The following is a 12,223-nucleotide window of genomic DNA, read 5'->3' as shown; positions in this document are numbered from 1 at the left end:
AGGAGACGATCATGACCGATGCAGAACAACCATCCCAGCCCAATATCCCGGCCAAGGGCGGCCTGGTGACCTATGTGATGGTGGATGGCGCCGTGAAGGCCGCCGAATTCTATGAACGCGCCTTCGGCGCCGAGCGTGCCTTCATGTATCCGGCCGATGAGCAGGGCCGGACGATGCATATCCATCTCTATGTCAACGGCAGCTCGCTGATGCTGGGAGATTTTTATCCTGAACATGGCTTTGGAGTGGAAAAGCCACAGGCTTTCTCGCTGCAACTGCTTGTCGACGACCTCCATCCCTGGTGGGCGCGTGCCGTCGAGGCTGGAGCAGAGGTGATCATGGAGCCGCAGGTGATGTTCTGGGGCGATCGCTGGGGCCAGCTTCGCGATCCCTTCGGTGTCACCTGGGCGATCAACGCGCCTGTGAAGGCATAGTCTCTCCTTCCGATCAGTCGGAGAGCAAGGCCCGCGTTAGCGGATGCGCTGGATCGGCAAGCCCGTCCAATATGGTGAAATGATTCCGGTCCGGCTCGACGATGGTTGCCGCCGCCGCGCCGAGACCGGTCCAAATATTGGCAAGCAGGGTGCTCTGACGGACGAATTCGGAGCGCTCTGCGCCGCCGACCCAGCAGGTGAGGCGGAGGTTGTCCATCGGCTCCAGCAGCGCCGGGCTCTCGGCCATGGCTTCCGCCTCGTCGATGCGCAGTTGCTGGTTCATGGCTCGCCTCATGATTGGGCGTAGATCGTGCAGGCCCGATATGGACAGTACATGGCGGATGCGGATCTGGATCGGTGCGGCAAGCGGCGAGGTGGCGGTGACCATGCGGGTGGCGAGCTGGCCGCCGGCCGAATGCCCTGTGAGGATCAACGGACCATCGATCATCTCGGCCGCAGCGCCGATCGCCGTGGCGATTTCCTTTGCGATGGCGGTGATGCGTATCTCCGGGCAAAGCGTGTAGGAGGGCATGGCGACGGCGTAGCCGTGGGCGATGGGGCCTGCCGCGAGATGCGACGAATAGCTCTTGTCCAGTTCCAGCCAGTAGCCGCCATGGACGAAGACGACCAATCCCTTCGGTTTCTCGGAAGGTAGGAAGAGATCGAAGCGATTGCGCGTGCCGGGTCCATAGGCAAGGTCGAGCCTGGCTCGTCCGTCCGCAATCAGGCTGTCGCGAAAGGCCTGTGCCGGTCCCACCCAGGCCGCCGGCCAGCGGTCTCCATCAACGACATAGGCGCCGTTGGTATAGGCAACGTCCCAATCGCTGATCCTGAAATAGCTCATTGCCCGATCTCCAGGTTCTTGCCAGTGCTCAGGTCACGGCGGAGCGCACGGCAAAGCGTGCTTCCTGCCATGATCCGCTGCTCAGAATATCCTCCAACACGCCGGCCGCCTGCCAGACATCGCGGTAGCTGACATAAAGCGGCGTGAAGCCGAAGCGCAGGGTCGACGGCGCACGGAAATCGCCAATGACGCCGCGCTCGATCAGCGCCTGCATGACTTCATAGCCGTTGTCATGGATGAAGGAGACCTGGCTGCCGCGCTTTTCGCTATCGCGCGTGGTGTCCAGCACGACGCCATATTGGCCGCATTTCGCCTCGACCAGGCGAATGAAGAGATCGCTGAGCGCGATGCTCTTCTGGCGCAGCATGTTTAGATCGACCTCGTCCCAGATGCCGAGCGCGCCCTTTAATGCTCTTAGCGACAAGACCGGCGGCGTGCCGCAGAGGAAGCGCTTGATGCCGTCGCCTTCGGCAAAGCCCTGCTCGAAGGCGAAGGGCCGGGCGTGACTCCACCAGCCGCTGAGCGGCTGGACGATCGAGGTATGATGGCGGTGCGCGGCATAAATGAAGGCCGGCGCGCCCGGGCCACCGTTCAGATATTTATAGGTGCAGCCGACCGCGAAATCGGCATTGGCGCCGTCAAGATCGACGGGCAATGCGCCGGCGCTGTGGCAGAGATCCCAGATAACCAGCGCACCGGCCTCGTGGATCCTTCGCGTCAGCGCCGCCATGTCGCGCAACGCACCTGTCTTGTAGTTGACGTGATTGACGAGGACGACGGCGGTCTGATCGTCAATCAGGTTCTCGATATCGTCGGCATCCCGACCTTCGAGGCGAAGTTTGGTGCCCGGCCGCGTGGAAGTGACACCTTCGGCCATATAGAGATCAGTCGGAAAACTGTCGCCCTCTGCAACGATGACGTTACGGCTGGGGCGCATCGCCAAGGCCGCATGCAGGGCCTTGTAGATATTGATCGACGTGGAGTCGGCGACGACGGTCTGGTCGGGTGCGGCCCCGATCAGCCGGCCGATGCGGTCGCCAAGTTCGAGCGGCAGCTGGAACCAGCCGGCGCTGTTCCAACTGCGAATGAGGCCATTACCCCATTCCTCCATCATCGCCTGTTTTAGTTCCGTGAAGACGTCATGCGAGGCGGCACCAAGCGAATTGCCATCGAGATAGATGACGCCGTGGGGCAGGGCAAAGCGGCTGCGGAAGAAGCGCAGCGGATCGGCCTCGTCCATGGCCTCGATGGCGGCGAGATCGGGAAGGCTGTCCATGTTACTGGCCTCTTTATTCGCGAATGGTTTCCCTGGACGGCGCACCGCCACGGCTGCGGCGGATGCTTGGCAGCGCCAGCATGATGAGCACGAACAGACCGGTGGCGAGCTTCAGGTTCGACGGCGGCAGACCGGCGGCAAGGCAGAGCGATACGAGCTGGTAATAGATGATCGAGCCGACAAAGGGCGCGAGCAACTGCCGCAACACGGTCTGCTTGCCGGTGAAAGCCTCGCCGATCATCAGCGCGGCCAGGCCGTTGATGAGGATGCCGATGCCCATGTTGACGTCGGCAAAACCCTGCGACTGCACCATCAGCGCGCCGCTGGTGGCGGAAAAGGCGCTGGCAAGACCGACGCCGCCAATGGTCGCGGCCCAGACATTGATGCCCTGCGCCTCGGCCATGTCAGGATTGGCGCCCACAGCTCGCATCGCCGTGCCCTTCTCCGTCTTGAAATAGAGGTTGAGGGCGATGAGGACGATGAGGGCAATGATACCGGCGACAATGATCTTGCTCGCCGGAAAGCCCGGCTGCGTCAGTGGCACCCAGTCGAACACGGTCGGCGAGCCGAAGACCGAGAGGTTCGACTTACCCATGATGCCGAGATTGATGCTGTAGAGCATGGTCGACATCAGGATGCCGGCGAGCAGCGTATGGATGCGAAAGCGCAGGTGGATAAAGGCAGTGCAGCAGCCGGCCGCAAGCCCAACGGCGAAGGCGGCGACGATCGAGAGCGGCGGCGTCACGCCCGCTGCCAGCAGAATGCCGCAAATGCAGCCGCCAAGTGGAAAGGCGCCTTCGCTGGTCAGGTCCGGAAAGCTCAGCATGCGGAAGGGGATCATGATGCCGAGCACGACGAAGCTCAGGATGAAGCTCTGCGCCAGCGTGACCGGGATCAGCGAGATGAAACTCGAAACGGTTGTCTGAATGAAGTCCATGATATCAGCTCACCAGCAGCATGCGGTCGGTCTTGACGGCGAAATGACCGATCAGCTCGGGCACGGTGATCCGGCGTTTTCCCTCGCCGGTGATCTCGAGATGCACACGGCCGGCGTCGAGCATGATGATGCTGTCGCCGAAATCGACGGCGTGCTGCATGTTGTGCGTCACCATCAGCGTCGTCAGCTTCAGCGCCTCGACTGTACGCACCGTCGCCTGCATGACGATATCGGCGGTGCGCGGATCGAGCGCTGCGGTATGTTCGTCGAGCAAAAGGACATCGGGCGAACCGCCGACGGCCATTATCAGCGACAGCGATTGCCGCTGGCCGCCGGAGAGCAGCTCCACCTTCGTATCCAGCCGGTTTTCCAGGCCGAGGCCGAGAACAGACAGCCGTTCTCTATATATGGCAAGCCGGGATGCGTTGAGACCGGGGCGCAGGGCGCGCTTCTTGCCGCGCAGTTCGGCGAGCAGCATGTTTTCGGCAACCGTCATGCTGGCGGCGGTGCCCTTCATCGGATCCTGGAAGACGCGGGCGAGCCGTGCGGCACGCTTATGCACGGGCGAGCCGGTGACATCGTCGCCATTGATGATGATCTGGCCGGAATCGAGGCTGAGCGCGCCGGAAATGGCGTTGAGCATGCTGCTCTTGCCGGCACCGTTCGAGCCGATGACCACGCCGAATTCGCCTGACTTGAGCGACAGGGTGAGGCCGTCGAGGGCGACCTTCTCGTCCGGCAGTCCCTTGTAGAAAACCTTGCGCGCGGATTTGATGTCCAGCATCCGTGCCTCCTTGAAAAAATGGCGGCGTTGGCCACGCCGCCATATCTGCTGAATTGTCTGTCGAAGATGCCGCTTGTCAGTTGACGAAGCAATTGCAATCGGCAAGTTCGGCCGGCACTTCGGCGCCGAAAGCCTTCAGAACCGTCTTGTTGATCAGCGGCGCATGGTCCGCATAGGCCGGACGCACCGGGGCGATCGTCTTCGGATCCGCGCCCTTCAGGATCTGCGCGGCGATCTTGCCGGCATTTTCGCCGACCTGCTCGTAATTGACCGCGAAGCTTGCCGGTACGATACCGCTGCGAACGGCGGCGTCATCCGAATTGACGATCGGGATTTGAGCCTGGCGGGCAGCTGCGGAAACGGCGGTGATCGCCGGCTGCAGCAGGTTGGAGGCGGGCGTGTAGATCACGTCGGCCTTGCCGGCCAGCGATGCGATGCGCTGCTGGATGTCGTTGACGCTGTCGACGCCGACGGGAACGACTTCGAAGCCGGCAGCCGGGGCTGCTTCCTTGACCTTTTCGAGCAGGGCGACGTCATTGGCTTCGCCCGGATTGTAGGGCAGGCCGAAGCGCTTGGCGTTCGGCAGCAGCTTCTTGGTGAAGGTCATGATGGCGGCGATATCCTGCAGGTCGGATGCGCCGGTGATGCCCTCGTCGCCCGCGTTCCAGGAAGGTGTGAGCTTGGCGGCGACCGGATCGGTCACGGCCGAGAACACGATCGGGATGCCGGAGCCGGCGAGCGCCTTCTTGGCGATCTGCGAGACCGGCGTGGTGACGGTGTACATCAGCTTCGGATGGTCGGACTGCAGCTTGGCGATCATCTGCGGCACCAGCGAAGCGTCGAAGCTGGTGTTGCTCTCGGTGTAGACCACGTCCTTGCCCTCAACGAAGCCATTGTCGGCCAGCGCCTTCTTGAAGCCGGCGATCGAGGCGTTGAGCTGCGGATGCTCGCCGAAATTGGCGATGGCAACCTTGATCGGCTCGGCCGCTGCGGTCGCGACGCTCGCCATGAAGGTGCCCGCGAGAACGAGCCCGGACAGCCATTTGGACGTGGTTTTACGCATGATTTCCTCCCGGATGTTGTCGGCAGCCGTGTGTGATCGGCCTTGTTGCGGCGGATCATAGCGCCTGCCGTGTCTCTGTCAATTTCTGATATATGATATGCACCATCAGGACCTTTGATATATATTTTTATGCCAGAGCCGTTTTATATATCATTTCAGGGCTCCGACGACCGGGACGAACACCATGCAGGACAAGGACTCGTTGACTAAGACGGGAGCGGCCTATTGGCTGCTGCGGCGGGATATTCTCAACACGAAACTCAGGCCCGGTGCATCGTTGAAGCTCAGCGCCCTGCGGGACGCCTATGGCGTCGGCTGGACACCCTTGCGCGAGGCACTGTCGCGGCTGGAGGCCGAGAAGCTTGTTACCGCCGTCAGCAATCGCGGCTTTGCCGTCGCCCCGGTGTCGCGCGCCGAGCTGGAAGACCTGATGCGGGCGCGCATGGTCGTCGAGCTGCCGCTGCTGCTGGAATCGATCGAAAAGGGTGGCCCGGACTGGGAATCCGCCGTCGTTACCGCTCACTACCGCCTGTCACGCTGCAAGATCGTCCCCGATGCCGCTTCCGAGGAGATGGCCGACGAATGGGACGACAAGCACACGGCCTTTCATGCCGCGCTGATCAGCGCGGCATCATCGAACTGGCTTCAACGCTTCCAAAGCACGATTTCCGACCAGCTCCGCCGCCATCACCGCTTCCTCGGCCTGGCGCCGACGCAGCGCGCCGCGGCCGGCCTGACGATCGGCTACGAAAAGGCGGTCGCCGCTTTGCGCGACGCGATGGCGATGGAGCACCACACGACGCTGATGGAAGCGGCGCTCGACCGCGATATCGAGCGCGCCAGGGTGCTGATGACCGAACATATCGGCTATACGCTGCAGGTCTATATCCGGTCTGAGGATGAGGCCGGGTAGCGCCACGATATCCAAGCATCGCACATAATTCTATGATATCAATTAGTTATGTTGATGCACCAGCCGATTTGACGCTATCATTATCCTCCAGTTTCCGATTGCGGTGGTATCCCGGTGGTATCTCGCTCAAAGTCCTGGAGGCGGCAAATGGGCAAACGAAGTGCTGCACTGCTGACGAAGCGTATCGTCGATGCGGCTCAACCCAATCGTGAACGTTACCAAGTTTGGGATAGCGAGCTTTCAGGCTTTGGTCTCCGCGTGGCGATGTCACCTTAACTTGAATTCGGATGCACGTTAGACGTTCGGCCTTGGGGATTGATCTCAGGCCATGACTCCGGCCGCAGCTTGCCACTCTGCGATCGCCTGGATGCGGTGAATGCGGTTTTGGAATGCGGAGCGTTGTGAGCGGGTTGGGAGGAAGAGGTTACGGACAGCGGAGAAGACAGAGACGAAGCGCTGAAGGCCTCCCGGTGATCGGAAGCCTTGCATCATCCGCTCCCGTTTTCGCAGCGGCACATGAGAATTCTCGGCCCGGTTGTTCAGACCCTTGTGGGGTCGGTGTTCGACGTGCGGCATGACTTGTCGCCTAGCTGCTCCATAGGAGCGCAACTTGTCAGTGATCATCCACTTCGGTGCGATACCCTGCTTCTTCAGAAGGCGGGTCAGCAATCGCCTGGCAGCCGTGGTGTTGCGGCGGTTCTGGACGATTTCGTCAAGCACATACCCGTCCTGATCGACGGCCCGCCATAGCCAGTGTTTCCTGTCGGCAATAGTGACGACCATCTCGTCCAGATGCCACACATCGTTCCCGCTGGGCTTCTTGCGGTGAAGGCGACACGCATAATCCGGGCCGAACTTCTTTCCCCAGCGGCGGATCGTTTCATAGGAGACGGCAATGCCGCGCTCCAGCAACAATTCCTCGACAAGGCGCAGGCTCAGCGGAAACCGAAAGTAGAGCCAGACCGCGTGGGCGATGATCTGGGGTGGGAAGCGATGGCGCTTGTAGCTGACTGGCGAAGTGTTCATGCACGCGCGTCTATCGCAGCCGCTCCTCACAAGGAATTACCGTGACATCGCCAGAGCATTTAATCGACCGAAAGCACTTCGCCCGTGCGCCGATCAATCACGACTTTGATGTCGTCACCGTCGCGGTCTACGCCCCGTACGACAAAGACATTGCGTCTACGGACGACGTCATCCACATCCTGCACGCCGTTGCCTCGCGCTATGCGTATGGCTTGGCGCTCGCTAATACCCATGTCACGCGGCGGCGGCTCCATGCCCGGATTGATGCGTACGCCACCGGGGCCGATCTCAATGCTTTGTGAGAAGGATGGTGTTGCTGACATGATTGTCGCTACTGCGATCGCCGCTATGGCAAAACTCTTGAGCATGGGGCCGTCCGGAAAAATTATGGTGCGATACTGACACTTTTCCCCTTCGCCGTTTCAGGGCGAATAATCAAGAGCAGTATCTGTCCTCCGAATGGCCCTCGGCTCTGACTTTGGGGGGAATTGACCTGATCATGCGCGCGCAAGGACGGTTGCCGCCTCTCGGCGACGAGACAACGGAAACGGGATAACTTCGGTCGAAGCTGCAGATTTGCCTTTCGCCGTCTGCAGAAGATCGTCGATCAGTTTCGCTATATCCGCGTCCCGCAAGCCCGGAAAAGCCAGAGCAGCCTCGCTCATAAGCGTGGTAAGGATGACTGCGGGAGGATAGCTCGCGGTGATCAGGGTCGTAAGATTGTCAGCCAGGTCATTCATTGTTTTGAGTGCGCCGCCAACCACATCATGTGTTTGTCGCATTTAGGGTTTCTCGTTGTTAATCCAACGCAATTCCGGTAGCAGCGGCTATCTTGCCTAAGGGTATAAATAACCAGCCGCATTTTAACGATTGGGTCCGTGATCGTCGTAGTGGCGATCTGTCCGGCCTGTGAGTCAACCGAAGGATAGCAGGCCAAATGAGCGCCGGCCAACCGAGCTCACGACGCGGATAAGCTGCGATGATATCATCATTAATCCCGTCGACTCCTCGTCGGAAGGGGGGATTTTTTCGCTTCGAGAACAGCGTCTGGAGCGCAGCTTATGATGGCGAATCAGACCAAGGTCTGAATACCCAAGGCATTGGTCCTATGGCTGTGGAAAGGTGAGATTTTGACGATATTCTAATGCGCGATGATTTGCTGGGAACGGCCGCGATGAAGGTTGAAGGACGTTTGGGAAAGGGAGTACGCGGGGATGTCCGTTTTGCCATTCATGTCGTCGGCCTTGCGCTGGCGTTAGCAGCTCCTCCCATGGGAGGAGCTGCTGTTGACCTCACACATACGGCATTCGTCCAAGATCGAAATGGCGGCGGATCGGGCGGCGGCAACAGCATACCGCGGCAGGATCAATTAACGGGATGTTGAATTCCATATGAAGTTCATCCAGTTTTCCATTTAGCGACAAGCCACAATCAGCTCGAAATGGTGAAGCACTTCATAGGCCTGTTTCCGCCTGGCCGGGCCAGCGTTAAGGGGAAAGACGGGTCAGATCGCGGTGGAATTCAATAGCCTCAGCTTTGCTGACGCTGGCGACGCTCGAACCCTTATTACAAAATCTAATCCACGCACCGTTGGAATCGGTCGGTTGCTCCGCCAACCAGCCCTCCAATGCCGCTTGGTCAGCAAATGAAACTATCGGAAGGCCAGAACGTAATTCGGTTCTTTTCCACTTTTAGTATGATCCTTGGATTCGATAAAGGCCCGCAAAGTGTCTTGAGCCATAGATGGGACTTACCCTGGGGTCTTTGACATCGAGATCGCCGGCCCATAATTTGCCCGCCATTTTGCCTATCTCGATGCTCAGCGAGGGGTCGTTATTCTCGATCGGCGCATAGCCAGAATTGCTCATGCTACCATCCAAAAACGGCGATAACAGCACGAGCTGCCTAGGCTGTCCGGCCCCTTCGGCATGGAGTTTTTGCGCCAGCGCTAGGGAAAGTCCACCGCCCGAGCTATCGCCATTATCGTGATGTTCTCGGCAGGGACCGTCGCGGTCAGGTCCTTATAAGCTTGCTCGACCATTGCCAGCCCCACTGGCACAGTTGCGCCGGGTGCCTTGGGATAGTCCGGGACGACGAAGGTCGCGTTGGTTTGCCTGATTAGATCGCCGATCAGGTTCCAATGGGCACCGGCTATGTTCAAGATATAGGCGCCGTGAATATAGAAAACGACCTGGCCTGATGTGGTCCCCTTGGGTACCAGCGTATGAACATTGCGGCCGTTTACCTGGTTCATCGCGATCTTGAACTCGCCGAAAAACCGCGCCGGTATTGCGTCGCGCGGCTTACCGGGTGGGGAACGCAATTTCCTGGTCAGCTTGGGCTTGTCGCCACTCACCCAAAGATAGAATTTGACGAACCAGCCCAGCAAGCTGACTGAGCCCGGATGCACATAGACGGTTTCATTGCTCAGCAGCTTGATCGACGATGCCGTCACCGAAACACTCGGATGACAAGCCGAGCCTGGCATAGGCACAAACCTCCCATGAGAATATCCAACCTGCGCAATCGCGATACGCATCGCGACAGAAACGCAGAATTCTACCCTGGCTGCACTCGTATTCGCTCATGCACGCCCCAGTTTCGAGGCGTCAGCGATCGCTCGGAGGTGCCCTACGGCATTCGGAAACGCCTTGGAAAGACAGCGAGGTGCCCTCGTTGGTCCAGCAATCACTAATTTCAAGAGCTGTTTCCTCAACATTAATTCATTTCCAAGTGAGCGCCATATTTTTCAATAGTCGTCCCGCCTACCAACAGAGAAAGGGTTTGATACATATGAGAATAAACCGATACAGCGTCTCCGGCACACTCATCGCCTTGGGGATGCTGACTGCAACCTCGAGTTCTTCCTTTGCCCAGTCGGCAGCGCCCGCGACCGAGGCCGAAGCACCGGCCGGGGTCTACAAGCTGGATCCGACACATGCGGCCCTGCTGTGGTCCGTGAAGCATAACAAGATCTCGAACTACACCGTTCGCTTCAACAAGCTCGAGGCCACCTTGAAGCTCGACCCGGCCAAGATTGAGGACTCCTCCATCGAGGCGAGCATCGATGCAACCTCGGTCGTGACCGGCTATCCGGCCGACTACAAGGCCACGCACGCTTCCTCACCCTATCAGACCTGGGATGAGGAAATCAGCCGCGATCCGAAAATGCTGAACAGCAACGCCCATCCGAAGATCACCTTCAAATCGACGAAGGTCACCTCCACCGGCCCGACGACCGCCGATGTCACGGGCGATCTGACCTTCCTTGGCGTCACCAAGCCCGTGACCCTGAAAGCCACGTTCAATGGCGAGATCGACAGTCATCCGTTCGCAGGCGTGCCGGCCGTAGGCTTTGCGGCTGAGGGAAGCTTCAACCGCACCGAATTTGGCCAGCCGGTCGGCTTTGTCGGCCCTGATGTCACGATCCGCTTCGATGGCGAATTCATCCAGGACACGTCGGCCAAGTAAGCCGTCAAGCGCGCTGACTGCGATACGGTTTCTCATCGCAGTCAGCCATTGATCGACGTTTCGATTTGCAAATCGTTTTCTCTCTTTGCCCGTCATCGAACACTTAAAGCTGGCGGGTCCTGTCTTGATAGGGTGGCAATGAATATTCATTCCAGCGCGCCGGTTCGCCCGGCTCTCAAAACCAGCAAGCGCTATAGCGCGGTCGCCATCGTCCTCCATTGGGCAACGGCACTTTTGGTGATCTCCATGATCCCGATGGGCTGGTGGATGGTCAGAGCTATCAACAAGCCCGACACACAGCAACTCGCCTATCAATTGTTTCAGGTGCATAAATCTCTAGGTTTCGCCATTTTCGCGCTGACCTTGCTCCGGGTTAGCTGGCGCCTCACCCATCCAATCCCAGCACTGCCCGCCGGAATGAAAGGATGGGAGCGCGTCCTCGCCCGCGCCACGCATATTGCTTTTTACGGCCTGCTGCTCGCCATTCCGCTGACCGGCTGGGTCTATATCTCGGCCGGCTGGGCCATCAGCACGGACCGCCCTTTGATGGTCGCGACCTCATGGTTCGGCCTGTTCACCATTCCCGATCTGCCGGGCCTCGAAAGCATGCGTACGCTCGCCTTCGGCGCCATGGGCGCCCATGCCTATATGGCCTATGGCGGAGCCCTGCTGATCGGCCTGCATATGGCTGCAGCGCTTAAACACCACATCATCGACCGCGATGGCGTCCTCGCTCAAATGCTGCCCTTTCTGCGTGGCAAAGGGCATGAGGAACACCATGCGCCGGCCGGAAAGGCTCTGCTGCCCCGCAGCGCCGGCATTGCCTTCGTCTTGCTGATCGGCCTCGTCGGCTGTTGGCTGCATCTACCAGGCCCGCGCACCGAGCTACCACCACCAGCGGCGGCAGAAGCAACGGTTCCCACCGCAGCTCCGGTTTCCTCCGCGGCGACCACCACCCCGGCAGTAGGCGCCAGCGCAACGGCTTGGACTATCGACAAGGCTGCCTCCGGCATTACCTTCAGCGGCAACCATGCAGGCAAGCCTTTCAACGGGCGTTTTGACGAATGGAGCGGCGATATTCGCTTCGATCCCGCCAATCTGGCCGGTTCGAAAGCCGTTATCATCGTCAATACTATCTCCGCAAAGACCGGCGACGCCACCCAGGAAAGCTCATTGAAAAACGGCGAATGGTTCAACGCCGCGCGTTTCCCGGAGGCACGCTTCGAAACCCAAAGCTTCAGATCGCTCGGCGGCGATCGCTATGAAGCCGTCGGTACACTGACCATCAAGAAGACGACCGTTCCGCTCACCCTGCCCTTCACTTACAAACAACAAGGCGGCAGGGCAGAGGTCGAGGGCAAGGTCGAACTCGATCGGGCCGCACTGGATCTCGGCATGTTTTCCGACCCGGCGGCGGAATGGGTCTCCAAGACCATTGCGGTCGAAATCGCGGTTAGCGCGACGAGAGAATAATT

At 59.6% G+C, this 12,223-nt stretch carries 15 protein-coding genes; 5 read left to right on the top strand and 10 right to left on the bottom strand.

Annotated features, from left to right (window positions below):
• Window positions 1–11: 11 nt before the first annotated feature.
• On the top strand, window positions 12–434 hold the full coding sequence (locus tag RRH01S_RS30385; protein ID WP_042476978.1) for a VOC family protein: 423 nt from the start codon (window positions 12–14) through the stop codon (window positions 432–434).
• A 13-nt stretch (window positions 435–447) separates the two neighbouring features.
• On the opposite strand, the gene RRH01S_RS30380 is transcribed toward RRH01S_RS30385, so the two are convergent.
• From RRH01S_RS30380 to RRH01S_RS30360, 5 genes are all read right to left on the bottom strand, one after another.
• On the bottom strand, window positions 448–1,278 hold the full coding sequence (locus RRH01S_RS30380; protein WP_007697635.1) for a hormone-sensitive lipase: 831 nt from the start codon (window positions 1,276–1,278) through the stop codon (window positions 448–450).
• Window positions 1,279–1,306: 28 nt separating this feature from the next.
• Window positions 1,307–2,554: a kynureninase gene (gene kynU / locus RRH01S_RS30375; RefSeq protein ID WP_042476843.1), complete on the bottom strand. Its 1,248-nt coding sequence runs from the start codon at window positions 2,552–2,554 to the stop codon at window positions 1,307–1,309.
• A gap of 13 nt (window positions 2,555–2,567) precedes the next feature.
• A complete protein-coding gene (locus RRH01S_RS30370; protein WP_042476840.1) occupies window positions 2,568–3,491 on the bottom strand; it encodes an ABC transporter permease in 924 nt (307 codons plus the stop codon).
• Window positions 3,492–3,495: 4 nt separating this feature from the next.
• The gene (locus RRH01S_RS30365) at window positions 3,496–4,275 is read right to left on the bottom strand and encodes an ABC transporter ATP-binding protein (protein WP_007697643.1); all 780 of its coding nucleotides are present in this window, start codon (window positions 4,273–4,275) and stop codon (window positions 3,496–3,498) included.
• A gap of 76 nt (window positions 4,276–4,351) precedes the next feature.
• A complete protein-coding gene (locus RRH01S_RS30360) occupies window positions 4,352–5,338 on the bottom strand; it encodes an ABC transporter substrate-binding protein (protein ID WP_012650028.1) in 987 nt (328 codons plus the stop codon).
• Between the two features lie 184 nt (window positions 5,339–5,522).
• Between RRH01S_RS30360 and RRH01S_RS30355 the strand changes: the two genes are divergently transcribed.
• Complete coding sequence (locus tag RRH01S_RS30355) at window positions 5,523–6,251, top strand: GntR family transcriptional regulator (RefSeq protein ID WP_034517149.1); 729 nt, start codon at window positions 5,523–5,525, stop codon at window positions 6,249–6,251.
• 321 nt (window positions 6,252–6,572) lie between these two features.
• Here the strand turns inward: RRH01S_RS30355 and RRH01S_RS30350 are convergent, their stop codons facing one another.
• The 3 genes from RRH01S_RS30350 to RRH01S_RS30340 all read right to left on the bottom strand — a co-directional run bounded on the left by RRH01S_RS30350 (window position 6,573) and on the right by RRH01S_RS30340 (window position 8,059).
• Window positions 6,573–7,277, bottom strand: coding sequence for an IS6 family transposase (locus RRH01S_RS30350; protein ID WP_042476835.1), 705 nt, complete (start codon window positions 7,275–7,277; stop codon window positions 6,573–6,575).
• A 59-nt stretch (window positions 7,278–7,336) separates the two neighbouring features.
• Window positions 7,337–7,645: a PepSY domain-containing protein gene (locus RRH01S_RS30345; protein WP_012650033.1), complete on the bottom strand. Its 309-nt coding sequence runs from the start codon at window positions 7,643–7,645 to the stop codon at window positions 7,337–7,339.
• A gap of 129 nt (window positions 7,646–7,774) precedes the next feature.
• Window positions 7,775–8,059 (bottom strand): hypothetical protein, encoded by a 285-nt coding sequence (locus tag RRH01S_RS30340; RefSeq protein WP_042476832.1) that lies wholly within the window; start codon window positions 8,057–8,059, stop codon window positions 7,775–7,777.
• Between the two features lie 362 nt (window positions 8,060–8,421).
• Between RRH01S_RS30340 and RRH01S_RS34255 the strand changes: the two genes are divergently transcribed.
• Entirely contained in the window at window positions 8,422–8,661 is a 240-nt protein-coding gene (locus tag RRH01S_RS34255) for a hypothetical protein (RefSeq protein WP_131596099.1), read from the top strand.
• A gap of 307 nt (window positions 8,662–8,968) precedes the next feature.
• Here the strand turns inward: RRH01S_RS34255 and RRH01S_RS35295 are convergent, their stop codons facing one another.
• Together RRH01S_RS35295 and RRH01S_RS33280 are read right to left on the bottom strand one after the other, a co-directional pair.
• Window positions 8,969–9,223, bottom strand: a complete 255-nt coding sequence (locus RRH01S_RS35295; protein ID WP_080705513.1) for an alpha/beta hydrolase family protein — start codon at window positions 9,221–9,223, stop codon at window positions 8,969–8,971.
• 2 nt (window positions 9,224–9,225) lie between these two features.
• On the bottom strand, window positions 9,226–9,765 hold the full coding sequence (locus RRH01S_RS33280; protein ID WP_052365373.1) for an alpha/beta hydrolase: 540 nt from the start codon (window positions 9,763–9,765) through the stop codon (window positions 9,226–9,228).
• 305 nt (window positions 9,766–10,070) lie between these two features.
• Between RRH01S_RS33280 and RRH01S_RS30330 the strand changes: the two genes are divergently transcribed.
• Both RRH01S_RS30330 and RRH01S_RS30325 read left to right on the top strand, forming a co-directional pair.
• A complete protein-coding gene (locus RRH01S_RS30330) occupies window positions 10,071–10,748 on the top strand; it encodes a YceI family protein (protein ID WP_042476829.1) in 678 nt (225 codons plus the stop codon).
• Window positions 10,749–10,886: 138 nt separating this feature from the next.
• Window positions 10,887–12,221 (top strand): YceI family protein, encoded by a 1,335-nt coding sequence (locus RRH01S_RS30325; RefSeq protein ID WP_042476826.1) that lies wholly within the window; start codon window positions 10,887–10,889, stop codon window positions 12,219–12,221.
• The last annotated feature ends 2 nt before the right edge of the window (window positions 12,222–12,223 follow it).

Source organism: Rhizobium rhizogenes NBRC 13257, from assembly GCF_000696095.1.
Lineage (GTDB): Bacteria > Pseudomonadota > Alphaproteobacteria > Rhizobiales > Rhizobiaceae > Rhizobium > Rhizobium rhizogenes.
This window is presented reverse-complemented; position numbering and strand designations above follow the sequence as displayed.

Excerpts from the sequence above, each read along its gene's own strand:
- RRH01S_RS30385 (WP_042476978.1), top strand. The coding sequence starts at position 12 with ATGACCGATGCAGAACAACCATCCCAGCCCAATATCCCGGCCAAGGGC.
- RRH01S_RS30380 (WP_007697635.1), bottom strand. The coding sequence starts at position 1,278 with ATGAGCTATTTCAGGATCAGCGATTGGGACGTTGCCTATACCAACGGC.
- kynU (WP_042476843.1), bottom strand. The coding sequence starts at position 2,554 with ATGGACAGCCTTCCCGATCTCGCCGCCATCGAGGCCATGGACGAGGCC.
- RRH01S_RS30370 (WP_042476840.1), bottom strand. The coding sequence starts at position 3,491 with ATGGACTTCATTCAGACAACCGTTTCGAGTTTCATCTCGCTGATCCCG.
- RRH01S_RS30365 (WP_007697643.1), bottom strand. The coding sequence starts at position 4,275 with ATGCTGGACATCAAATCCGCGCGCAAGGTTTTCTACAAGGGACTGCCG.
- RRH01S_RS30360 (WP_012650028.1), bottom strand. The coding sequence starts at position 5,338 with ATGCGTAAAACCACGTCCAAATGGCTGTCCGGGCTCGTTCTCGCGGGC.
- RRH01S_RS30355 (WP_034517149.1), top strand. The coding sequence starts at position 5,523 with ATGCAGGACAAGGACTCGTTGACTAAGACGGGAGCGGCCTATTGGCTG.
- RRH01S_RS30350 (WP_042476835.1), bottom strand. The coding sequence starts at position 7,277 with ATGAACACTTCGCCAGTCAGCTACAAGCGCCATCGCTTCCCACCCCAG.
- RRH01S_RS30345 (WP_012650033.1), bottom strand. The coding sequence starts at position 7,645 with ATGCTCAAGAGTTTTGCCATAGCGGCGATCGCAGTAGCGACAATCATG.
- RRH01S_RS30340 (WP_042476832.1), bottom strand. The coding sequence starts at position 8,059 with ATGCGACAAACACATGATGTGGTTGGCGGCGCACTCAAAACAATGAAT.
- RRH01S_RS34255 (WP_131596099.1), top strand. The coding sequence starts at position 8,422 with ATGCGCGATGATTTGCTGGGAACGGCCGCGATGAAGGTTGAAGGACGT.
- RRH01S_RS33280 (WP_052365373.1), bottom strand. The coding sequence starts at position 9,765 with ATGCCAGGCTCGGCTTGTCATCCGAGTGTTTCGGTGACGGCATCGTCG.
- RRH01S_RS30330 (WP_042476829.1), top strand. The coding sequence starts at position 10,071 with ATGAGAATAAACCGATACAGCGTCTCCGGCACACTCATCGCCTTGGGG.
- RRH01S_RS30325 (WP_042476826.1), top strand. The coding sequence starts at position 10,887 with ATGAATATTCATTCCAGCGCGCCGGTTCGCCCGGCTCTCAAAACCAGC.